Source organism: Methanosphaera sp. (assembly GCF_016282985.1).
Taxonomy (GTDB): Archaea; Methanobacteriota; Methanobacteria; order Methanobacteriales; family Methanobacteriaceae; genus Methanosphaera.
The window spans coordinates 1-24,734 of record NZ_JAEELZ010000023.1 but is presented as its reverse complement, the minus strand read 5'-3'; the positions used below and the strand labels follow the sequence as shown (position 1 = coordinate 24,734).

General features: G+C 27.3%; 24 protein-coding genes. 6 read left to right on the top strand and 18 right to left on the bottom strand.

Annotation, left to right across the window (positions count from 1 at the left end):
• The 9 genes from QZZ11_RS01340 to QZZ11_RS01300 form a co-directional block, all read right to left on the bottom strand.
• Positions 1-837, bottom strand: an 837-nt coding sequence (locus QZZ11_RS01340; RefSeq protein WP_292472826.1) for a glycosyltransferase, incomplete at its 3' end; no start/stop codon positions are given.
• On the bottom strand, positions 834-1,955 hold the full coding sequence (locus tag QZZ11_RS01335; RefSeq protein ID WP_292472824.1) for a glycosyltransferase family 4 protein: 1,122 nt from the start codon (positions 1,953-1,955) through the stop codon (positions 834-836). The genes QZZ11_RS01340 and QZZ11_RS01335, both read right to left, overlap by 4 nt.
• Before the next feature lie 127 nt (positions 1,956-2,082).
• Entirely contained in the window at positions 2,083-3,225 is a 1,143-nt protein-coding gene (locus QZZ11_RS01330) for a glycosyltransferase family 4 protein (RefSeq protein WP_292472822.1), read from the bottom strand.
• 39 nt (positions 3,226-3,264) lie between these two features.
• Positions 3,265-3,951 carry a glycosyltransferase family 2 protein gene (locus tag QZZ11_RS01325; protein ID WP_292472820.1) on the bottom strand — a complete coding sequence of 229 codons (687 nt, stop codon included), beginning with the start codon at positions 3,949-3,951 and terminating at the stop codon, positions 3,265-3,267.
• Between the two features lie 83 nt (positions 3,952-4,034).
• On the bottom strand, positions 4,035-5,213 hold the full coding sequence (locus QZZ11_RS01320; protein WP_292472817.1) for a glycosyltransferase family 4 protein: 1,179 nt from the start codon (positions 5,211-5,213) through the stop codon (positions 4,035-4,037).
• Between the two features lies 1 nt (position 5,214).
• Positions 5,215-6,354: a glycosyltransferase gene (locus QZZ11_RS01315; protein WP_292472816.1), complete on the bottom strand. Its 1,140-nt coding sequence runs from the start codon at positions 6,352-6,354 to the stop codon at positions 5,215-5,217.
• Positions 6,355-6,387: 33 nt separating this feature from the next.
• Positions 6,388-7,614 (bottom strand): glycosyltransferase, encoded by a 1,227-nt coding sequence (locus QZZ11_RS01310; protein WP_292472814.1) that lies wholly within the window; start codon positions 7,612-7,614, stop codon positions 6,388-6,390.
• 32 nt (positions 7,615-7,646) lie between these two features.
• Positions 7,647-8,648, bottom strand: a complete 1,002-nt coding sequence (locus QZZ11_RS01305; protein ID WP_292472812.1) for an NAD-dependent epimerase/dehydratase family protein — start codon at positions 8,646-8,648, stop codon at positions 7,647-7,649.
• Between the two features lie 169 nt (positions 8,649-8,817).
• The gene (locus QZZ11_RS01300) at positions 8,818-9,834 is read right to left on the bottom strand and encodes a LicD family protein (RefSeq protein WP_292472809.1); all 1,017 of its coding nucleotides are present in this window, start codon (positions 9,832-9,834) and stop codon (positions 8,818-8,820) included.
• A 284-nt stretch (positions 9,835-10,118) separates the two neighbouring features.
• Between QZZ11_RS01300 and QZZ11_RS01295 the strand changes: the two genes are divergently transcribed.
• Positions 10,119-10,874 carry a V4R domain-containing protein gene (locus QZZ11_RS01295; protein WP_365952549.1) on the top strand — a complete coding sequence of 252 codons (756 nt, stop codon included), beginning with the start codon at positions 10,119-10,121 and terminating at the stop codon, positions 10,872-10,874.
• Here QZZ11_RS01295 and QZZ11_RS01290 read toward each other — a convergent pair.
• Genes QZZ11_RS01290 through QZZ11_RS01265 form a run of 6 tightly spaced genes read right to left on the bottom strand, consistent with a single transcriptional unit; the run spans position 10,861 to position 16,978 of the window.
• Positions 10,861-11,562, bottom strand: a complete 702-nt coding sequence (locus QZZ11_RS01290; RefSeq protein WP_292472807.1) for a glycosyltransferase — start codon at positions 11,560-11,562, stop codon at positions 10,861-10,863. The two genes, QZZ11_RS01295 and QZZ11_RS01290, sit on opposite strands and share 14 nt — an antisense overlap.
• Before the next feature lie 7 nt (positions 11,563-11,569).
• On the bottom strand, positions 11,570-13,015 hold the full coding sequence (locus QZZ11_RS01285) for a flippase (RefSeq protein WP_292472805.1): 1,446 nt from the start codon (positions 13,013-13,015) through the stop codon (positions 11,570-11,572).
• A gap of 17 nt (positions 13,016-13,032) precedes the next feature.
• Entirely contained in the window at positions 13,033-14,205 is a 1,173-nt protein-coding gene (glf, locus tag QZZ11_RS01280) for a UDP-galactopyranose mutase (protein ID WP_292472803.1), read from the bottom strand.
• A gap of 15 nt (positions 14,206-14,220) precedes the next feature.
• Positions 14,221-15,519 (bottom strand): flippase, encoded by a 1,299-nt coding sequence (locus QZZ11_RS01275; RefSeq protein ID WP_292472801.1) that lies wholly within the window; start codon positions 15,517-15,519, stop codon positions 14,221-14,223.
• A 37-nt stretch (positions 15,520-15,556) separates the two neighbouring features.
• Positions 15,557-16,501: an NAD-dependent epimerase/dehydratase family protein gene (locus tag QZZ11_RS01270; protein ID WP_292472799.1), complete on the bottom strand. Its 945-nt coding sequence runs from the start codon at positions 16,499-16,501 to the stop codon at positions 15,557-15,559.
• 48 nt (positions 16,502-16,549) lie between these two features.
• On the bottom strand, positions 16,550-16,978 hold the full coding sequence (locus QZZ11_RS01265) for a DUF1616 domain-containing protein (RefSeq protein ID WP_292472797.1): 429 nt from the start codon (positions 16,976-16,978) through the stop codon (positions 16,550-16,552).
• Between the two features lie 93 nt (positions 16,979-17,071).
• On the opposite strand from QZZ11_RS01265, the gene QZZ11_RS01260 reads away from it, so the two are divergent.
• The 4 genes from QZZ11_RS01260 (at position 17,072) to QZZ11_RS01245 (ending at position 20,639) form a co-directional block, all read left to right on the top strand.
• Complete coding sequence (locus QZZ11_RS01260) at positions 17,072-18,091, top strand: hypothetical protein (protein WP_292472795.1); 1,020 nt, start codon at positions 17,072-17,074, stop codon at positions 18,089-18,091.
• A gap of 7 nt (positions 18,092-18,098) precedes the next feature.
• Positions 18,099-18,983 (top strand): formylmethanofuran--tetrahydromethanopterin N-formyltransferase, encoded by an 885-nt coding sequence (locus tag QZZ11_RS01255; RefSeq protein WP_292472793.1) that lies wholly within the window; start codon positions 18,099-18,101, stop codon positions 18,981-18,983.
• Between the two features lie 17 nt (positions 18,984-19,000).
• A complete protein-coding gene (locus QZZ11_RS01250; protein ID WP_292472791.1) occupies positions 19,001-19,939 on the top strand; it encodes a carbohydrate kinase family protein in 939 nt (312 codons plus the stop codon).
• Positions 19,940-20,000: 61 nt separating this feature from the next.
• Complete coding sequence (locus tag QZZ11_RS01245) at positions 20,001-20,639, top strand: exopolysaccharide biosynthesis protein (RefSeq protein ID WP_292472789.1); 639 nt, start codon at positions 20,001-20,003, stop codon at positions 20,637-20,639.
• A 30-nt stretch (positions 20,640-20,669) separates the two neighbouring features.
• Here QZZ11_RS01245 and QZZ11_RS01240 read toward each other — a convergent pair whose 3' ends face one another.
• Positions 20,670-21,758 carry an NUDIX domain-containing protein gene (locus QZZ11_RS01240; RefSeq protein ID WP_292472787.1) on the bottom strand — a complete coding sequence of 363 codons (1,089 nt, stop codon included), beginning with the start codon at positions 21,756-21,758 and terminating at the stop codon, positions 20,670-20,672.
• Between the two features lie 151 nt (positions 21,759-21,909).
• A complete protein-coding gene (locus QZZ11_RS01235; RefSeq protein ID WP_292472786.1) occupies positions 21,910-22,533 on the bottom strand; it encodes a hypothetical protein in 624 nt (207 codons plus the stop codon).
• Positions 22,534-22,714: 181 nt separating this feature from the next.
• On the opposite strand from QZZ11_RS01235, the gene QZZ11_RS01230 reads away from it, so the two are divergent.
• Positions 22,715-23,911, top strand: coding sequence for an MnmC family methyltransferase (locus QZZ11_RS01230; RefSeq protein WP_292472784.1), 1,197 nt, complete (start codon positions 22,715-22,717; stop codon positions 23,909-23,911).
• Between the two features lie 25 nt (positions 23,912-23,936).
• Here QZZ11_RS01230 and QZZ11_RS01225 read toward each other — a convergent pair whose 3' ends face one another.
• A complete protein-coding gene (locus QZZ11_RS01225; protein ID WP_292472782.1) occupies positions 23,937-24,464 on the bottom strand; it encodes a hypothetical protein in 528 nt (175 codons plus the stop codon).
• Between the last annotated feature and the right edge of the window lie 270 nt (positions 24,465-24,734).

Here is a 24,734-nt window from a genome sequence, read left to right as displayed (position 1 = left end):
ATGGAATATGATTCTAGCATCATCTTTAGCTAAACTTTTAAATTCTTCTTCATCGTAACCTTTACCAATAATATGTAATTTTAAATAATCTCCTTCAATTTCTTTAAAAGCTTTAATAAGAGTATCAACTCCCTTATGTTTACCTAAAGTACCAATATATGTAATATCTATTGTATCATACTCTTTAACAGTTTTGATGGATTTATATTCTACTCCTAATGGGATTTTAACACAATCTATGCTGTTAAAGAAATCATTTTCTTTAAATTTATTTATCATAAATTGTGATGGGGAAATTAACAAATCAACATTATCATTTAACAGTCTTCTTTGTTGATTAACATATTGATTACATATGAAATTTCTTTTTTCACATAATTTATTATTTCCATTAATTAGATTAGCTCTAGGACATATTAATGAAAAATCATGTGATTCATAGATTACAGGTATATTTAAATCTTTTCCCGCCTTAAAACAAGATAAAGATAATCCTTTATAATTGTTAATATGAATTACATCAACATTTTCTTCAACAAGTATTTTTTTAATAACATTCAATGTTGAATTATTCCAAAGATCCAAAATATGCCAAAAAGGTTTTTTTATTCCTTGTGCATCTGTCTGTTTATATGTAGGATATAATTTGGTTGTATTTAACTGATAAATAGTGGTTTTATCTCGATTAATAACATGATATTCTTCATCAGGACTGGTTGTAATAATAATGGATTCGTGTCCATGTTCCAGCATATTCAATGCCATTTTTTCGACAATTATTTCTGCTCCTCCAAGAACATTTGGTGGATAAAGGTTAGTGATAAAGCATATCTTCATAGTAATTCCTCATACAATTCATGTATATCTTCTGATATCTTTTTCCATTCATATTTTTCTTTTACTAACTCTCTACCTTTTTTTCCCATATTTTTGATTAATTCTTTATCTGACAATATTTTTATAATGGCTTTTTCTAGCATTTCAACATTCTTTGGATCAATGATAATACCACTTTCAGTATCTATAACGTCGTCGGATACGCCCACAATAGTAGTACTAATTACCGGAGTTTCACAAGCTAATGCTTCTAAAACAACAATTCCAAATCCTTCCTGTAAAGATGAAATAGAAGGTAAAACAAATAACTCGGATTCCTGATAACATTTTATAACTTCTTCATCAGTTAAAAAACCTTTAAACTCCACATTATCTTTCAATCCAAGTTCTTCTGTTTTAGATTTATAAAAATTTAACAGTTCTCCTTTTCCACCAACAACTAATTTAACATCCGGAATAATCTTTTTTACTTCAACTAAAGACTCTAAAAGATAATCTAATCCTTTGTATTTGTGGAATTTATCAAGTACACTTAGGAAAAAAATCTGATTATTTTTACGAGGACTGTCAATTGGTTTAAATATGTTGGTATCTACACCATTAGGTATTGTTGTTACTTTTTCCTTATAATTTTGTAAGTGGGGAGAATTTATGTAATCATCTTGTGTGATAATAATTTTATCCGCCTTATTTAACAATAATATGAGTGTTGTTGAATTATAAAATTTTGCAATATAATTTGCAACACCAGTTCCTATAATATCATTATGATATGTAACTACAAGAGGTTTATTTTTTATTCTTGAGATAATATTGCTCCAGTCACTACTCCAAGGAGTTGGTACATGTGTGTGAATAATATCAAAATCTTCATTGTAAAGCACTTTTGGAAGTGATAAAGTAACATTAGTGTTAGCAACTTTCCCATAATATTTCAGACGTCTAATATTTATTCCATTATAAATTTCATGGTCTATAGTATCAGGTTCATTTGCACAAATAACCTTAACTTCACAATCGTCATATTTGGCTAATTCTTTAGAAATATAATAGACATATTTTTCAACCCCACCAATAAAAGGGTAAAAACGTACAGGAGTCTGAATAATTTTCAACATTAAAACCTCTTAAACATAATTTCTTATTAATTATATTATGTTTTTCTAATAATTAATTCATTAGTAAAAAAAATATTAAATTTGGATGATATGCCAAAAATTTTAAATATTTAAAAAAAGTTTTAGACTATTTTAATAGGTCTAAATAATAATTTTCTGTTAGGAGAGCTATATGATTCCAGTCATATTCTTTTGCGTATTCTCTACAAAGATTTCTTTGATAACTATCAATTCCATTTTCTATAATATTATTAAGTAGTTTAGCTAACTCTTCACTATCATCATCAGTTAGCCATCCATTTTCATTAGTTATTAAATCTTTTGCAGCATTCATATCATCATTTAAAGTAATTACTGGTACTCCACAGGCATTAGCTTCAATGACGATTATACCAAAACCTTCGCGTTTTGAAGGGAGAACAAGTACGCTGGAACTTTTAATTTCACTATAAAGTTTTTCATGATCTTCATAAAAATCTTCAAAAATTATATTATTTTCAAGATCTAAACTACTGGTCAATGATTTTAGATATGTTTCAGAAGGACCATTTCCAATTATTTTACATTTTACTTGGGGATGGACTTTTTTTACCTTTGAAATTGCATTGATTATTAAATCCACATGTTTTTCGGGGATTAAACGTCCAGCGAAAATAATGTCCTTGTACTCTTCTGATGGATTTATAAAAGTTATTTCCTGGGTATTCACACCATTTGCGATTATGGTAGAGTTTTCAGGACATTTATTTTTTAACATATTTTCAAATGTTAATTGAGAAACGCATATAAAATTCTTGGTTAAATTAAAAATTCCTTTTTCAATTATTTTTCCAAAGATTCCTAATTTACCGAGGTATTCGTACCAATAATCGTTCCATACTTCATGGAGAGTTATTACAAGATTTTTTCTATGTTTTATTTTACTTGTGTAACATGAAAAATAGGGGAAGCCTTGACAGTCTACAATGTCAAATTCTTTTAATTTAGCATTGGTTAATATGCATCTGGCAAAATATAATGCTTCTTTTATTGAACGTGTATTGTTTTTGGTGTATAAATCCATAGGTTTACCAACACTATGGTATGTTATCCCATTATATTTTATTGTTTTTTGTGAAGAGAATTCTTTTGTGTTCATCCAATAACCTAATGAAAAAATGTGTACATCATGTCCTCTATTGGATAATCTGGTACTGATTTCATATATTCTCCTTTCTGCTCCACCAGTAACCCATGGGAAAGCAGTGTCATATATAAATGCAATTTTCATAAGAATGTTCTCCTCTTAACAATCTAAATCTAAAAACAATTAATTAAATTTACGAGTTAACATGTATTTGATATGTCTCCAACCATCATCAAATGATGAGAGTTTAGCTTCTCCTCCCCCTCTTTTTCTATAAGAGATCGGTACTTCTTTTATGTTCAAATTCTTTTCTGCTGCTTCAATTACCATTTCAATTGCAAATTCCATTCCCGGAGCTTTTAAATCCATTTTTTCATATGCTTCTCTGGTAAAAGCTCTCATTCCACAATGAGTATCTGAGTAATCTGCATGGAATAATATGTTTAACATTTTAGTTAACATTGGGTTGCCTATATATTGATGAAGAGCAGGCATAGCTCCTTCTTCAATACTTCCTTTAAATCTTGAACCAATTACAAAGTCACTTCCATCTTCAACTATGTAGTTAATGAAGTTCAATGATTGTTCTAATGGATATGTACCATCGGCATCACCCATTACAAAAATATCTCCAGTAGCTTCTTTAAATCCACGTTTATATGCATTTCCATATCCACGATTCATTTCTAAAAAGACTGTTGCACCAGCTTCACGGGCTTCTTGTTCAGTATTATCTGTAGAATTATTATTGACAACAATAATCTCTACTTCGTATCCAGCTTCTTTAATTTCTTCAGTAGGAATGCTTTGGATTGTTTTTCCTACAATTCCTTCTTCATTTAATGCTGGGATTACAAACGAAATTTTCATGTTTAACAAACCTAATAATTGATTATTTATGAGTAATTTTTTTATTATTTATATTTATTTTTGTTACTTTTTAAATAAATATTTCAGGTGATTATTTTGTTGATGATTTCATCAAATTTTTTCATTGATAATTTCCATGAATAATTTTTTTCAACAAAAAATCTTGCATTTTTTCCAATATCCTCTCTTAGAGTTTTATTGGATATTAATTGTATTATTCTGTTTTTAAATTCTTCTGGAGTGTCTGCTAATAAATAATGAATATGATTATCTGAGTTTATGCCACTTATTCCTATGCTTGTAGACACAACGGGTAACTCCATACTCATGGCTTCCAATATCTTATTTTTTATTCCGGTTCCTGAAATCATAGGAGTAATAAAAATACTTCCCTTTGTTAAATATTCTCTAACATCATCTACTGGGCCAGTAATAATTATGTTGGGATTCTCTGATAATTGTTTGATATAATTTGAGGGGTTACGACCTACAATATAAAATTTAATAGAAATCTCTTTTAAAATTTCAGAATAAATATTTTCTACAAAATATCTAACGGCATCATTATTTGGAGGTGTACTCATATCTCCTAAGAATACTAATTTTACTTCATCTTCTATTGAATTATTGGTAAAAAATTTAGTGTCAACGCCATTTGCTATAACTTCTATAGGTATATTGATATCCTTTTTAAGTAATCGTTTATCCTTATTATTTACTACTACACAGTAATCAAAAGAATTGTAAACCTGTTCGTATCTGTGTATTTTTAAATAATTCAAATACCAATATGTCTTTGAGATAATTTCATCTGATTTTTTATACATATTGTAATTGTAATTGCTTACAGCATCGAAAGCATATACTATTTTTGGTAATTTAATATTTTTTGCATAAAAAGCCATTGGCATATCAGTAATCACTAAATCAAAATTTTCATCGGCTTTTTCATGAATTAATTTACTCATATCTTTGTGGTAATAATAGTTCAAAAAACTTCTGGTACTTAAATTATCAATTGAAATCATATTTTTCACAGTATATTTCAACTGATTTATTAAATCAAGATATTCTGGAATTTTTATGTTCTGATATTCAGTTAAATATTCTTCTAATTCATGAATAGAATATTTGTCTGAATCAAAAGATAATAAAGAAATATCATATTTTTTTCCTAGTTCTTTGATTAAATGATATATTGGAAGTGTTGCACCAACACTTTTTGAAGGGATATCATGACATATTAACAGTATTTTAAGCATGTTATTCACTTCCCCTTATAGCTTCAGAATAAATATCCAGTATTCTGTCAGAGACATTTTTCCAATCTAAATTATTTTTAATATATCTTTGAGCATTCAGTACTTGTTTTTTTGTTAATTCTTTATCTTCCAGGGATGTGATTATTTCATTTTTAAGTGATTCAACATCACCATATTCAACAATACTACCGGCATTAATTTTTTCAATTAATTCTCCCGATTCCTTAGTAACTATTACTGGGGTGTTTGATAGTAATGATTCAAAAACGGTAATTGAAACACCACCCATATATTTAACAGGATTAACAAATAATTCTGCGTCATGATAAATGGATATTTTGTCTTCTTCTTCAACAAATCCCGTAAAAATTACTTTGTTTTCTAGATTATACCTTTTTATTATTTTATCTAATTCTTTTTTATAATCTGTTATTTTTCCTGCAATAACAAGCTTGTATTGTGAATAATCGTCTGGTAATTTGCCAAATGCTTCTATGATATAATTAATTCCTTTTAATGCATCAATTCTACCTAAATATAAAATATAAGGGGATGTTATGTTATTTTTATTTTTGAACGTTCCTTTTTCAGGTAAGTTTTCAAAGTCTTCAAGATTCATTCCATTATATATTACTCGAACATCTTTAGCATCCATTAGTCTGTCAAAGTAAGCTTCTTCTTCGGAAACTGCTATGGTTGTGGTAGCATTTTTCATTATTCTGTTTCCATAAAAAAAGTCGTATATGTATTTTATAACTGACTTATTAACATGTTTTGGAGTTGATGCGTGTGGTTGTAATATATATGGAATATTAAACTTTTTAGCATATTTTATAACAATATTATTTTGGTAAGATCTTAATTCATGTAAATGAATTATGTCATAATTTTCTATATTATTTTCTAACCATTCTTTTATTTTAGGTGAATAAATAAATAATGCCAAATTAAATTTATATTCAATAGGAACCATTGTTAAATTAGGTATGTTTTCTGTATCTTCTTTATTGTAGTCAAAAGTAGTAGTTAAAATAGTTACGTTATGTCCCATTTGAGTAAATTGTTTTGTTAGGTTATAACAGACGTTTACATCACCGCCACGGGTGAAGGCAAAGTAAGGAATTACCTGTAGTATGTTCATAAAAATCACTTAAAATAAAAAAAGTTTGGAGTATTATATATTTTTTAATAAAATATCTAGAACTAAATTTTCGAGAATACTTTCAAATCTAATTGCCAGAGTGCTCCAATCATTATCTTTAACAAAGTTGTAACCAGCTAAACTAATTTTTTCAATTTCTTTTTTGTTCTTAAATTTCTCGTGAACAACATCTAATACTTCTTCCGGAGTATTAATGTAGATTATACCATTTTTTTCTCCAAATTCGGCTACTAAACCCGGTAAACGTGTTGCTATAACAGGTTTTTGCATAGCCATGTATTCATATATTTTTATAGGTACAATATCTTGCATTATAATTTCATGTTTGTAAGCTGGAAGGATACAAGCATCACTTGCACCAATTAAATCAGGCATTATGGTATATTTTTGCCTTCCTGTGAGAATTAACTGGTTTTCTAAATGGTATTTTTTTTGGATAGCTTTTAAAGTTTCGAAAGCATCACCATCACCAGTTATTAATAATTTGATATTGGAATATCTTGCTTTATTTTTACCTAATTCTAGGGCTAACTCTTTAAGTCCTGCAAAATCGTATAAAAAACCCATGAAGAATAAAACAATATCATTATTATTTATTTTGTAATATCTACGTATTTTAAAACCGCTATGTTTTTTGTAATTAAATTGTTTTAAATTAATTCCTGCATCAATAATGGATAATCTATGAGGATCTGCTCCTAATTCAACAGCTGTTTCACTAAGCCGACGGTTAATTGTAAGGACGTATGAAGAATTTTTAATGGTTTTTTTAGTAATACTTTTTCCTAATCTTCTAAAAGATTTTTCTGGAATTAATTGATGTAAAACATCAATGAAGTAGTAAACGAATGGAATTTTTGCTTTTTTAGCTAGTTTGGAAGCTATATGTGCATTTAAGATTCCAAATCCTACGATGATATCTGGTTTAAATTCTTTTAATTGTCTTTTAATTTCTTGTTTATGGTAATAAAGTATTGAAAAGTAATTAATCACTGGAATTCTGATTAATGGGGGTCTTATTACAGTTACATTGTTGGTATTGTAAACTTTTTTATATTCTTTAAATACTTTTCTAGGAGATTTATAAAGGCCTTCCTCTTCCGTATTGTTTTTCCATTCAACATCGTAATCTATAACTCTTATTTTATGTCCTCTTAGACCTAATAATTCCATTAAATGATGTTGTTGATGAGGATTTCTTTTTATCCAATCTGACTCCTGTACAACAAGTATTCTCATTTCAATCACCATTTAATTTATTATTATCCATTTTAAAATTTAAATTCTGCACTTTTCTGAATATTTTCCCAGTTTTCTACGAACCAATCATGTGTGTTTTCAAGTCCCTGTTCAAATTCAACGGTTGGTTTATATTTTAATATTCTTTTTGCTTTATCAATAGAAGATAATAATTTGTTTTTAGCATCCCAATTTCTTCTTTCTTTAAATTCTATTCCTGCTTCGTTTTCACAAAGTTCATTCACTTTATTAGCCATATCTATAACTTGGTGGTCTTTACCTGATCCTAAATTTATTGATTCACCTATGGCTTCTTCTACAACTCCCATTTTTGTTAATCCTTGAATGATATCATTAACATATGTCCAATCTCTGGTTTCTGTACCATTTCCAGTAATAGGTAATGCCTGTCCATTCATTGCCCAATACATAAAATTTGGTATAACATTCCTATATTTTCCAGGCACTTCTCCCGGACCAAATACATTGAAGAATCTGGCATTGACAATAGGTAAATCATATAAATTGTGATAATAATTTGTGTATAATTCACCAAGTAATTTTGTTACTTGATATGGAGTATGTAAACTTATACTGATATCGTGCTCTTCAAAAGGCATTTTAGAGTCTAAACCATATACTCCACAACCGCTACTAGAATATACAAAACGTTTTACTCCAGTTAACTGCGCATATTCTAAAACTTTTAGTATACCCAACCCATTTACTTTTAAGTCTTTTTCTGGTTTATCTACAGAATTTTGGTTTGCAAAATGAGCTGCTAAATGGAACACATAATCTGGTTTTTCCTTAAAAACCCATTTTAATACTTGATCATCACAAATATCTCCTTGAATAAATTCTATACAATCTGATTTAGGTATATTCCATTCATATGCAGAAGACAAATCATCTAAAATAATTATTTTTTTAGGATTAAATTCTGATAATTTTTTAGTTAAATTACTACCTACACAACCTGCTCCACCAGTTACAAGAATAGTTTCCCCTTCGTAAGCACTTTCGATATCCACTATAAAAACTCCTTATATTTCCATTAAATAATTTATAAAAACATCTCTTATTAATAGATATATATTTAATTCATTTTATTTAAAATTTAAAATTGCTTAATTTTTTACATAAGATTGAACTTATTTAATTGGCTATTTTTTTCAAAAAAAATATTTTTAAGAGAACATATTATTGAAAATTATCATTGATATTTTTAAGTAATTCAATTATTTCTTCAAAACCTTTGTCAATATCTTTTTTATTATTTTGGTATTGATTTTTAACAAAATTCACCGTATTGTGATCTAAAGCTATATGTGGGATATGCATATATTCTGGACCATAAATTAAAGGTAAATATTCTTCAAAATCATTTGGACAACTAAATTCATATCCTTCAAAGGAAATGGTTTTCAAAGGGAATATGTATTCAGTTTTATATATTCTGTTATGAATGTTGTTATGTAAACCATCAATAGCATCAGAAATTTGTGAGGTTTTTTCCTTAGTAAACTGCATTTTTGAATTTTGTATTTTTAATCCTTCTTCAAATGTCCAAGTATTGTTTTCAATTTTTTCTCTAAGTTCGGCTTGTAATTTTGTCTGTTTTTCATTTCTATCTTTAGTTAAACCATCATCTTTAATAAAATCCTTTGGAAAAACATCGAAATGAACATAAGGTTTTTTTAATGCACATTGGAAAAATAATATAAATGTTCCGTTGTTTAAGATATCTAATTCATTACAATTTTCAGGGAAATTACTGTGTGGCTTTGTTAATTTTGAAATAATTATATTATCCTTTAAACTATCGATCTTTTCAATTTCCTTAGGAAATACATCAACGAACTTTTCATAATCTTCCCGTAACATAGAAATATCCATATCATCATCCCAAGGAATAAATCCTCCATGACGTACAGCACCAAGTAAGCTTCCATAATCAAGCCAGTATGTTATTTCATGTTTTTTACATATATTATCAAATAATCTAAGTAGTTCGAGTGATAATAATTGAATTTGACGCATTACTCCAGTAGCTTTAATGTCACAACTACTGAAAATAAGATCTAACATTTGATAATGTGATTCTAATTCTCTAAATTTATTGTTGTTATTAAATCTTTGAACTAATTCTATGACCTTAGGATGATTTTTAATGCTTTGTGGTAACATTTGATATGCTTTTGATAAAATAAAGACCATTTTTTTACTCCTAGAAAATCTTAATATTAATAACTATTTAATACTATTTTTTTAAACATATTTATATGCTACTTGAAAAAAATAATATTACAAACAAGGTTAATTAGTAATAATGTAGGTTGTATCATTTCATTGTAATCATATCTATTTAACTAAACTAGTTTTTTACAAAGGGCTCTTTTAAAATATTGTTTATTTATATTCCATTTTTTTATTGTTTTTCTAATAAAATCTTCTTATTTATAGAAAAACATTTATATTTCAATTAAAACATAGAAAATACTATGATGCCTATAAACAATTTCAATAATACAAAAATTAAGATTTATTCTACTACTAAGGGGATAAAAATAGTAGATAGTCCTATAAAAATTCAAATATTAAACATGTTAGATGGTCAAGTAAGTGAAGCAGATATTGTTAATCAAACAAGAAAATCAAAATCTACAATATCCGTACATTTAAAGAATCTTATTGATGAGGGCATAATTAGTTTCAAATCTCATCCAATGGATAGGAGAAGTAAACTTTTTTATATTTTAGCAGATTATATTGGAGAAATTTATCCTGATAAAATTATATATAAATCTCCCGACATAGAATCTGACTTAAATAATCACGAACAATTATATACTGAATTGTTTAGGCAATATAAATCAATTCTATTAGTTCACGGGCTTCAATTAGAACCATTAGAAGTTGAAACAGGTAAAAAAATAGGAAAAGAAATTTATCAGTCTTTTGAATTTGATACTTATGATGAACTTCTTAATTTAATTGTAGATAAATTTGAGAAATTGAAATTAGGAAATATTAAAGTAAGTAGTGATAAGCCATTAATTCTAAAAAATAATAATTGTCATGAATGTAAAAAATTACAATATAATATGCCGATATGTAATATCACTAAAGGAATATTAAAAGGAATTTTTGAAGAATATTATGAAAAAACAGTATCAGTTGAAGAAGTAGAATGTACATCAAAATATGATGATTGTTGTACTTTTATAATTGAAACTATAGACATCAATAATTCTTAAACTTTTTAACAAATTTTTGTATGGAAACAGGTATAAAAGTAAACCAATCACCCATACATGTACGTATTAATCCCCTTTTTAAATATTTTTTTTGTAACTTAGGTAATGTGGTGTAATATGTTTCACTCATTGAGGCTCCTTTAGACCTATGTTCTAATGTTGTTGGAATGATATATGCTTCTAAACCTTGATTTTTAATGTTATAAACATATTCTACTGCATATAAATGCCAATCATCACAAATATCTTCATTTAAATTATATTTATCAAAAACTGTTTTTGGAATGATAAATAAACATTCATCTAAAGTACTGGCTTTTTCTGCTTTTGCGATTTTGAAAGGAGAAACATCAACAGGATTTAAACCTTGTTTGATATTACTTCTAACAAGACTATCAATGGTTTTACCTGCTACACCAACAATCCCTGTATTGTTCAGATTTTTAAGTTGTTTTGTAGTATTTTTAATCCAGTTTTCATCAGAAAAATAAATATCTTGATGAGCAAATACAAGATATTCTCCGTGAGCTTTTTTAGCCCCAAAATTTAAAGCTGAAGCAGCACTTTTAAATTTATTTTCCCTATTGTCTATTAATATTAATTCATATTTTTCTGTTTGTCTGTTTAAACTTTTAATTAAATATTCTTCAAGAATATTTTCATTGTTATAAACACATATTATGCTCATCATTTTATCACAATTTAAGTTTTTCAGTAATTTTTTTGGGTAACAACTGTTTTAGAATGTTTAAATCATCATCATCAAATGTTTTAATTAAGAAAATACTAATGAAGTAAACAACCATACCAAGTATCACACTTGTAAATAAGTCAAAGTTTAATAAATATATTACAATTCCCATGATAACACTTGCTATAAATGGTTTGAATAATATCTCTTTCAATGGTACTTTATATCCGTATCTGTGCATGATATACATGTAAAATAAAACCATACTTATTTCATTTAAAACAGTAATCATAGCTGCTCCAATACCACTAAAAAGATTAATTAATACATAATTTCCTATAGTACTGAATAAAAGGCATATGAATGTTGCTTTAATAGTTTCATGCTGCTTATTAATTGAAGCTATACTTGTACCTAAGATATAACTGAGGAATATTGCAGGTAAAGCCCATATAATTAGTTTAAGTATAGGGATAGTATTAACGTATTCTGCTCCATAAATAAACAAGATTATTTTTTCAGATAAGACTAATGTACCCATGGAAATAGGCATACTAATAATTGTAAGATATTTCAATGATTTTTTATATGAATAAGAAAGCATATCTTTACTGTCTACATAAAATTTTGCAAATATTGGTAAAACTGCTGTTGAAAATACTGTTGGGATAAATATGAGTGCCTGCATTAGATTAAAAGCTGCAGTATACTCTCCAACAACAGCACTTGTCGTTAACATATTTAAAAGTATCGTGTTCATTTTAAAAGATATTAAGGCAAAAATACTGGTAATGGCTAAAGGATATGCATTACTTATTAAGTATTTCCAAAAACTAAAATCGAATTGGAAATGTATTAAACCATAATTTCTTGTACACATAGCAAAATTATATAACAATACAACAATTGAAGCTATAACGTAAACCAATGAAACAGCTATCACGGACTGTTTTGTAAATACACATATCAGTATACCTACAAATAATAACACAGCATTAATTATCTCAGAAATGGACTGATATTCCATTTGTTCATATGCTCTAAACAGGGATGAAAATATTCCTCCGAAAGCATTGATTATTACAGAGGATCCGATAATGTAAACAACAAATCTTGTGGTATTGTCAAATGTTCCAACATTTACGAATATTACTAATGCGGTCATGGTTATTATGGACAATATAAGTTTAATACTTCCGTGATTACCTAAATATTTGGAAGTTTTACTTTTATCTCTGGCAACTTCCCGTATTGTTAGTGTTGATAAACCTAAATCTGTACCTATGGCAAATAATCCGGATATTGCCGTAGCAAAAGAGATTATTCCAAAGTTTGTTGTTCCAAGATATCTTGCAGAATAAAGTGTATAAAAAAATGCAAGCACATAACTAATCAGTTGTGATAAAAACAATACACTAGTATTTTTAACAAGAGTTCTAACAGTACTCATAATTTCACTACTCTCTTTTAATATTCTGTTGAAAGTCCGGTAAATTTTTCAGAAATTAATTTCAGGACTTTTTCAACAACTTCGTCCATTTGTAATGTTTCATATTCAGTTAATCTACCGATAAATGTGATATTTTCATATTCTTCAGATAACTTCCTATATTTTTTAAAAATTTCCTTATTTTTTTCTAAAGGTACGCAATAAAAAGGAACATTTTCTTCTTCGGATGTTATATCATATTCCACAGGGTATTCTAACTGTATTGTTGTCGATTCCAAATAATCTCCACATAAATATTTATAATCAGTTATTCTGCTGAAATGGTATTCTTCCGGATAATATATCACTGCATTATCTTGAAATGTGTCATTTTCAATTATTTCATTGATTAATATGGAAGATCTATATGGCAATTTACCAAATTTATACTCAAAGAATTCATCTATCATTCCAGTAAATATCAAGTGACCTTCAAATTCCTCATCTTCAAAGTAGATTTTCTTGTTTTTATGGTCTATTTTAATTATATCATGATAATTTGTGTTTAACATTACTGTTATATTGTGGTTAGATAACATGTTATTAAACATATTGGTGTAACCTTCTCTAGGAATGGCCTGGTAAACATTTTCGTAGTATCGACAATCATAGGATGTTCTAAAGGGCAATAATTTATCAATAAATTCTATTATTTCATTATCATTTATATTATATACCTTTTTCAGGTGTTTAGAAAATATCTCGTAAATTGTATCTCCTAATTTTTTAATATGCTTATTTTCTGATTCAACCAATTCTTTGATTGGAATTTTTGATTTGACATCATATTTATCTAATAATGCAGATTTAATTTCTTCAGCTTCTTTAGGTAAAATCTTATCGATGCTTATAAAATTAAAAGGGACAGGCACCATTGTATCATCGCATTTAAACAATATTTTATGGCTATGTCTATCCCACATAGTAAACAAAGATAAATAGTTGTAAACTAGGTTATTATCTGTATGGAAAATGTGTGGTCCATATTTATTAATTCTGGTTCCGTTTTCATTAATAAAATCATAACAATTACCGCCTATATGGTCCCTTTTTTCAAGTATTAAGACCTTTTTATTCATTACATTAGCTAGTTCTTCAGCAGCTGTTATTCCTGCAAGTCCGGCTCCAACTATTATAAAATCAAACGGCAATTTTTATCCTCCCTACTATTCTTCCACAGGTAATTTACCTAAAATCTTTATTCCCTTTCTTTGTAAAAATGTTAACATGGCTAATGTAATAAATGTTTCAGTTATTGCAAATGATATAGCTATTCCTATCTCTTTAAATAAAGTTATTAGTATTATTCCGAGAACTATATCAATAATTCCTCCTAATAGCACTATTTTAGTAAAAGCTTCCTTATAATTGAAAGTTAACATGGTTTGTATACCAAATATATTACTTAATGACACCATAAACGGAATTATTGACAATATCCTTAGGACTGTAATGGAACTGGAATATTCCGGTCCGAATAAAATGTTAATTATTGGTCCTGCAAATATGAACACACCTATTGAAAATATTAGACCCAATATGGCAGCTAATTTTGTTAATTTTCTTATCATTAAGATGTTGGAATTTGTATCTTTTTTATTAACAGTTCTGCTTATGAATGGATATAATGCTTGTGATATTGGATTGAATAACCCGTTTACTGCACTGATTATTTTTTCTGCAATACTGTAATATCCAACCAGTGTGTTGTTTGTCAGTAATCCTAATAAAAATGTATTGGTAGTTGTATACATATTTATAGCTATTGTTGATAAAAACACATGCCATCCTTCTTTTAAGTGATATTTTATACTTTCTTTGTTTGGAATTGATAAATCAATGTCGAATCTAGTTAAGGAAATGTATATTCCCAGAATACCTACCACAATATATCCAAACGAATTAATAATAGGAACTAACAGATAATCTGAAGTCTGATGAATGAATACAAATATCAATACGGTGAAAATAACTTTTCCAATAATATTCAATATACTTGTATATTTCATATATTCCATTCCTTGGAATAACCATGTAGGAAATAAAACATAACCTATTACGATTCCAAATGTTAAAAGATAAACATCCGCATCGGTATTGAATTTTGGAACAAAGGAAACTATTGCTAATAATACTAAAAAGCTTAAAACTGTCAGTATTATTTTTATAAACATCACTGTATTGAATATTTCAGAGACTTTTTTCTTATCTTCTCTTACAATTGCTAATTCCCGTGTTGCAGAAAGGTTAAATCCATAATCTGTAAACATTTGGAAGTAAGTAATTAATGATATTGCGTATTGAGTTAGTCCAAATTTATCGGGGCCTAAAACGTATGTTAAATAGGGTAATGTTATCAAGGGTAAAATATAACTAGCAAATTGTAATCCAGTTAGTGAAGCAATGTTTTCAAGAATTTTTTTATATTCTGCTTTATTTAATAGTTTTTTAATAATGGAAAACATATAACTCACTTCAAATCAATAAAAAAAGTTAAAGAACTTATGAATTAAATTCTTTTTCATAGAAATCGATAGTTTCTTTAAGTTCCTTATCAAAGTTATGTTCGTTCACATAACCAAATGCTTTTTCAGCTTTACTTATGTCTGCAACAGAATTTTTAATATCTCCATTTCGAACAGGTTCATATTTGGGATTAAAATCATAACCCATAAGTTCACATATTTTTTCCAATAATTCTTTAATATTTATAGTATTACCATGTGCAATGTTATAAATTCCATTCACATCACTTTTTGCTACTTGTATATTAGCCTCAGCAATATTTTTTACAAATACGAAATCTCTTGTTTGAGTTCCATCACCATAAATTATAGGTTGTTCTCCTTTGAGTAATGTAGTAATAAATTTAGGAATTACTCCACTATAAGCTGAATCAACACTTTGTCTTGGTCCAAATACATTGAAATATCTTAAACATACTGTAGGTAAATTATATGTTTGGGTAAATGTATATGAATATAATTCCATGGTAGCTTTAGTTACGGCATATGGTGATAATGGCTGTAATGGTAATGTTTCATTGTTTGGTAATACTTCAGTTTCACCATAAACTGCAGCAGATGAAGCACATACAACCTTTTTAATATTGTTTTGGCAAGCTGCTTTAAAAATATTAAATGATCCGTCTATATTTATTTTATTTGTCTTATTAGGTTTTTGAACACTTTCAGGGACGCTTACTAATGCAGCTTCATGGAATACATAATCATGGTTTTCAAAGATTTTTTCTAAATCTAATTGAGTAATATCGCCACAAACCAGTTCTATTCTGTCATGGTCTAGTTCTTTAAGATTTTCTATTTTTCCTGTAGACATGTTGTCTATAATTGTAACTTTAGATACTCCTTGGTTAAGTAAAGATTCTGTTATATGTGAACCAATAAATCCGGCTCCACCAGTTACTATACATTTTTTGTTTTCCATTTTATACCTCAAATTCATGTAATTAAATCTTTCTAAATAATTTGGATGTTATATAACATTGTATCTTAATAGTAATGTTCTATAAGGATTATCTGTATCATTTTTGTATAATTCAAAAGTAATGGTTTGATTAATTCCTTTAGTTTTAGTTTGATCCAAATAATATGGGAATTGTAAATTTTCTTTATCTTTTAAAGTTTTTACATTAGTAAACACGGTTTTATTATCTTTTTTAACTTTTATCGTGTAATTAATATCTTGATGTTCTTGGTTAGTTATCCCTATATATATTTTTTCTACAGAGTTTTGTGTAATATTAATCGGGAAATCTGTTGTATTATTGTTATGATCTACGATGTAAAATTCGGTATAATCTTGACCGGGATTATGAATTACAACAAGATAAATTACCAAAATGATTGAAATTATCAATATGGTTAATAATGCTCCTTTAACAATTTTGTTTAATTGTGTCATAATTCACCATTAACAAATTTTTTTTATTATAATTTAATATGTTTCTTTTTATATACATAATTATAATAAACTTTCTTTAATGGAGTTTCTGTTATGAATGAAAAATTTTATGTAACTGATTGTGAAGGACCATTATCTATTAATGATAATGCATATGAAATATCAGATTATTTTATTCCGGAAGGTGGTGAGTTATTTAGCATATTAAGTAATTATGATGATATGTTGGTTGAAAAAAATATAGAAGGATACCTTGCCGGAAGTACTTTAAAACTTATTTTACCATTTTTTAAAGCATATGGTTTAACTGAAAAAGATTTGGTGGAATTTTCAGAGGATAATATTAACATGGTTGATGGCGCTTACAAAATGATTAATTATGTTCAGGATATTATGCCTGTTTATATAGTAAGTACCAGTTATAATCAATATATTAAAGCTTTATGTGATAAAACAGGTTTTTGTTATGAAAATACATATTCAACACAGTTGGAGTTGGATAAATTTAAAATAAGTGATGAAGAGCAAGAATCAATACTTTCTATTAGAGAAAACATTTTATTCGATTATGGATTTGATAATATTCATAAACAATTTTCAGAAATAATATCTAAGATGCAAATAAATAATTTAATAGAATCGGTTACTCCTGTAGGGGGAGTTGGAAAACGTAATGCAATACTGGATATTATCAATAAAAATGATTATGAACCTTCAAATCTAATGTATAGTGGGGATAGTATCACAGATTGTGAAGCATTAGAATATGCTAAAGATAATGAAGGAATAAGTATTTCATTTAATGGAAATATTCATTCCATTAGTTCTGCATCAATATCTATTACATCAACAAATAATTTGATATTGGCATTAATTGCGGATATATTTAAAAAGAAATCAACAGAAGGGGTTTATGATTTTATAAGTTCTTATAATGATAATCCGTTAGACTCAATTTTGTCATATTTCAAAAATGATGAAATAACACAAGACTTACTATTAAGTAAACCTTCCATTGATTTAATAACGGAAAAAAATGTAAATGAATTAAATGAAAAGAGTAAAGAAATAAGAAATAAAGTACGAGGACAAAAAATAGGAAATTTAGGATAGTGAAATTATGAATTTTGATATAGAAGATACTTATTGTGAAGCATTTACAGGAACATGTGTAAGAATTATCGTAACAGCAGAAGATGACAGAACTATTGAAAAAATAGCTTATGATGCATGTGCAACCCCTGGTACAGTAATTGGAAGGACAGAATCTGGCGTAGAAAAATTCTTGTCCCCTGAGGAAACTCCTGATAATAGACCGGGAGTATTAATCCAATTTTGGTACAATACCAAAGATTTGAAAAAATTTGACAAGGAATTGTCATTTAGAATTAGACAGGATATTCTTGTAAAACCATTTGTTAAAATATTTGATGCATCAATTGATCCGTTTGATTATATTGATACAACAGAACATGTTGGACATTGTGGTGATGGTTATGAGTGGACAGAAGAATTTGATGGAAGAACAATGATAAGAGTACCGATATGTGTACCTGACTTCTATATTGAACAAAAACTTGGTTGTATGGAAGGAATTATGGGAGTAAACTTCTGGTACTATTGTAGCACAAAAGATGCAGTTTTGGATGCTGGATATAAATCTTTAGAAGCATTGGCTGAGGTTGAAGGAATTTGTACTCCTTTTGATATTTGTTCAGCCGGATCTAAAGTCGAAACAAATTATCCTGAAATTGGTCCAACAACTAATCATCCATATTGTCCATCACTCAAAGATAAATTAGGTGAAGAATCTAAAGTTGAAGAAGGCGTTAACTATATTCCTGAAATAGTTATAAATGCATTAACATTGGAAAATGCTGAAGAATCACTTAAAAAAGGAATTGAAGCTTTAGATGGAATAGATGGTGTTATAAAAGTTTCTGCTGGTAATTATGGTGGAAATTTAGGAAAATACAAACTTTATCTTAAAGAAATATTGGAATAAACTTTTGGGGAGTAAATATGTCTTTGGATATTATTGGATGGGGTGCATTAAACGTAGACAGGTTATGTAAAGTCAATGAATTTGCGCCTATGGATGGTGAAACATTCATATATGATGAAACAAAATCTTGTGGGGGTTCAGCATCCAATACTATTATAGGAACGGCTAAACTTGGATTGAAATCAGGATATGTTGGAAAAATAGGGTCTGATTCTAATGGGCAAATGATGAAAGAGTACTTAATTGAAAATAATGTCAATACGGATCATTTAATAGAATCTGATGGAGAAACTGGTGAAGTTATAGGTTTTGTTGACAATGAAGGTAATCGTAAATTATACGTTACTCCAAAAATAAATGATAAAATTTATAATGAGGATATAAATAGGGATTATTTGTTGGATTCAAAAGTGTTGCATTTAACATCTTTTGTAGGATTAAATCCGGATGATCCTTCTATAAATACTCAATTTGAACTATTGGATGAATTGTCATCAAATATTACTATCTCTTTTGATCCTGGAATGTTGTATGTTAATAGAGGAAAAGAATTCATGGATAAATTAATATCTTATACTGATATTTTACTTATCAATGAATCTGAATTATTAATCACAACACAAGAAGAAGATTTTGAAAAGGCTGTAGAAAAAATCGCTCCTAAAGTTGATATTTTAGTTGTTAAACGTTCAATTAATGGTTCTTTTATTAAAAAAGATGATGAAGAACATAATATTGGGATATTCAAAGTAGATACTGTTGATACTACTGGTGCTGGTGATGCTTATAATGCTGGATTCTTATTTGGATATATTAATGGGTATTCACTTGAAGAATCAGGTATTATTGGAAGTTATATAGCAGCTCAATCAACAACCAAAACTGGGGCAACTGAAGCAATTCCTAATATTCAAGATATTGACATTTCAGAAATAATTCAAAGTCTTAAAAAATAATATTTATTACAATTATGGATATATACTATATAATAATTCATAAAATAATTAATCGGATAGTATGTCATATAAAATTTTTGTAAATGGTTTAGCTACGTCTAAGAAGTTGGATGAAATTCAAGAGGAATTGCCTGATGAAAATATTTCATTAAAAGAATTGATTAATGTAATGTCTGGTGAAGGGCTTCAATTTATGATAATTATATTAATAGCACCCTTTTTAATTCCAGCATCTATTCCTGGGAGTAGTACTCCATTTGGAATTTTAATTATTCTTTTGGAAATAGCTTATTTAAATAATAAATCGTTATACATTCCTAATTTTATTGGAAAGTATGAAATAAGCAAAGAAAATGTTTTAAAACTATTTGATATCATTAAAAAAGCACTAGGTTATGTAGAAAAAATATCAAAGCCTAGAGGTAAATTATCTTCAAAAAAGTATGTTTTAAAAATAAATGCTGTAGTAAACATTATATTGGCATTTTTATTGTTTTTACCATTACCTATACCATTTACAGACTTTATTCCGGCAATATCAATGTTATTATTGGCAGTAAGTACTTTAGAACACGATTCTTATTTGATGATACTGGGTTATGTAGCCGCTATATTAACAGTAATATATTTTTCTTCAGTCGGTTATGTAGGTATTGAAATAATACGTTTAACATTAAATTATATAGGAATACCTATTTAAAAATAAGGATGTTTAATGGAAAAAGAAATATTATTTTCTTTGTCCTTTAGGGCGAGGAATATTCTTTTTTTCATCATTTGCATCGGTTCTATTTATCCGATTTAACTTTTCTTTCCACCGGGTTATGTTTTCTGAGTTAAAACTTACTTTTTCTTTAGATTCTTTTTCAGTTCTAATTAGTGGAGTTTTATCAGTTTTACGAATAACTTTTATTTCAGGTTCTTTATTTGTAGAATTTTCTTGTTTATCCACTTTTATATCTAATTTTTCATCTGATTTATTTTCAACATAAGTTTCGGGAATAATTTCATCTGGAACTTCTTTGTCGTGTTCTATAATGATGTCTGTATTTTCATCGTTACTATTGATATTTTCTGTGTCATGTTCTATGATTATGTCCCCTTCATTAGATTCTAAAACAGATTTATCAACATATTCCTCTTCCGGTTTATGTTTAAATCTAAAGTTTAATTTCTCTGAAATTTTTTTATTTTCTTTAGGTTCTTCCGGTTCCCTGTATATTTCATTAGTTTTTGGTGTTGTTTGTGTAACTTGTGCTTCCCTTGGATGGAATGTCTTTTTGATGGTGTCTTTTAATAAACTGAATGAGCTACTAACTCCACCATTAATTTTTTCTGTTTTATTTTTGGAATGAATACTATTCATTAAATCTTCTTGAATAATTTCCCTTCTTCTTTGTCTTTTGTTGGTCAACTCTTCAATTTCTGTTTCAACATCTTCAAATGGGTGTTTGTTATTGTGGATATAATTGTGTAACCAAGGTACTAAAGGATAATCTTTAATTCTATCTAATTTGATCCAGTTGTATGTTTCATATTCTTTAGATAACAATAATTCTCCGTTAAGTATGTTTCCTTCCATTATAACATGTACTTCTTTGTCGGTTTTATTTGTATAATCAGCTATGCCTATAATTTTTCCAGGATACACGTAGTAACCTATTTCTTTTTGAACGTTAGTAATTACAGTTTCATCAAAACTTTGTTCTTCTGTGAAAGTAGCACCGGGTAAATCCCAGCGGTTCTTTTTGTCATCTCTTTTTTCTTTTAAAAGAAGAAGTTTATTCTGTTCGTTGTATATTACGGTTTTAACGTACATATTAAACGTTTTCATTTTATTAAACATCCTATTTAATTTACTCATGAATAATTAATAATATAATATTATATAAGTTATAGATACTATTTATTTTATCTAATCTTATTATTATTTTTTTTCAAAAATTTCTAAAAAAAAGAAGGGGTTGAAGTTAGGTAGTTGTATTAGTCATATTTTGTGTTTGTGCTTGTACACGACTTTCTCCATAAAATGGTTTTTCTAAATGTAAATCTTGTAATGTTTGATTAAAGTTAGGATTTTGTGTTAATAAAGTTTTTATATCTAAATTAACTTCATTTAACTCTTTTTGACTATTTGTCATCTCTGTGTTTGCATTATTTATGGAAGTTTGTGCATCTTGAGCACTTTTTTCTCCTTTAACATATTGACTAATCGCATATAATGTTGAAACAGTTCCATTTAAATTTTTGGATTCTAATTCTAAACGCTTGATTTGTAATTCAATATATTTTGATTTGGTTTGATCTCCATTCGCATTTTTTGCTGTTTCATTTAATTTAGCTATTTCTTCTGAATATTTTGGTGTGATTTCATTGTTTATAGTATTAATTAATGTATCTGCATCTGTACTTTCTTGTTTATTAAATTGTTCTGTTGTAGCAATAATTTTTGTTTCAATTGCACTAGCGTCTTGTAATCCTTTATCATAATTTTCGGATAAGACATTTTCTTGGTAAGGAGTATAAATACAGAAATATCCTGCAACTAATATTACAATTAATGCAATTATTGCTGCTATAATTTTTTTATCCATTTTATCACCTAATACTTAATACTATTTGTTTATTGATTAATTAATTTATCCATATTAATATCATGATATTGTAAATATTTATTATATTTAAAAATTATAACTAATATATAATTAATATATAATTACCATTGTAATTATTTCGGGTTAATATTTTTTTATTTTAAAATAGCATGGTGTATTTATGAGCAGTGAAGACGAATCGTCAAGTTTGGAAATCAGTAATAACAATAAAGTATTGATTCATGAAGTATTTAAATTAGAAGCTGATGGTCATAAAGATGCTAGGGATTTATTTAAAGAGGAAATAATGGGATTTTTAATTAGGACAGATGATGGTTCTTTCACTTTAACTTCTGATAAAAGAGACGAAGAATTTGAAACTTTACATAGTACATTTGGTGCTCGAACCGAAGCTTTCCAAAAATTTGTTATTCCTTCTAAGATCTTAGAAAAAGCAGAAAACAGTAATGTCGTTAAAGTTTTAGATATTTGTAGTGGTATTGGATACAACGTATCAGCATTGTTGGATTATTTAAATGATGTAGATGTTGAAATTGAAATAGATATGGTTGAATCATCCTTAGAAACTCTGGCTACTACATTGTTCATTCCAGATATATGTGAATCACATCAATATGTTAAAAAAGCGATAGAAACATATTTGATTGAAAAGAATTATTTACAGTTTAACAAAGTTTTAAGTAATATTCCTTCAAATGTCACAATTAATATTCATGTTTGTGATGCCAGGGATTTTATTAAAAACTGTGATGATAAGGAATATGATGCAGTATTCTTAGATCCATTCAGTCCAGCTAAATGTCCTGAATTATATACTGTAGATTTCTTTTCAAGATTAAAACAGTTTTTAACTCCAACAGCTTTAATATTAACATATACAGCTGCAAGTCCTGTACGTTCTGCATTTGTTGATGTTGGTTTACATGTCGGGGAAGGACCAAGATTCCATAGAAGTGGTGGAACAATTGCATCAAGAAGTCCTGATTTGATTGAAACACCTTTATCATTCAGTGATGTTAAAGTCATTGCTTTAAGTGATGTTGGAATACCATATCTTGATCCTTATTTAAATGATGATTATAAAACCATAATTGAAAGAAGACAAAAACAACGTAAACTCAGTAGAGGTAACACTACTTTCCCATCTTCCAGTAAATTGCCACGTTATTTGGGTTTAGATCCAAATGTAATTGAAGATGAGAATTTAAGAAATAAATTAACATTTTATGTACAGGAAATGGGATTTTCTTCATTGAATGATGAAAGAATAATTAATTTATTGGATATTGACCTAAATCTTTATAGTCGTGACCAGATTTTAACTTTAAAAGATAAATTACATGATTTGTTAAAATAAGAATTAAATAGGTTAAACCCCCTATTTAATTCCACATGCTGGTAATTCGATTGTTTTTTGTATTTATAATATTTATTGCAGTGATATCTCCAACAACGTATAAGTTTATAGTCCAAACAGGATTTTCTTTACATTTTTCTATTTTAATAATATTCTCTATTCTTTTTGTTAATTCTTGTTCAATATTTTCCTCTGTTTGTGAAATACAATACGTATTTAAATAGCAGTTAATTTTAAAAGTATCTTTATAACATAATTTATGTCTTATTTTTCTTAAGATTACAGAGGTTATATAATTCATATTGCTTATTACACATGTTACCGGGATGATGCAGTATTCTGTATTAATTTTTAATTGTTTTATTAATTCTTCAGGCTTGGCATATTCTAAAAAATATATAAAGGGACTTTCTGATTCTTTTAAAAAATAATTACCATTCACTTCATTTAACTCTTTTTCAAATTGGTATAACATTTCATCTAATTCTTTTGGGTTTTCGGTTTGTTTAAATTTTATTAATATCTCCTTATTGTTTTGTTTTTTATATTTCATAATATTATTATTCACTCCTTGAACAATGTATATTTATTTTAATAATTAATATATTATTTTTAATATATATTATTTTTCATTAAAAATTTAAATATAATAAACAATTAATAATAATTATGGATTCTAAAGGTGTTTTTAATATAGAATTGTTTATTTCATTGATACTTTTATTAATTATTTTTTCAATGATAACGTCCTTTTCGATAGAAGAATTTTCATCAATAGAGGAAACACAAAATAGGAAAGAATCAAGGATAATAGTCACAGAGT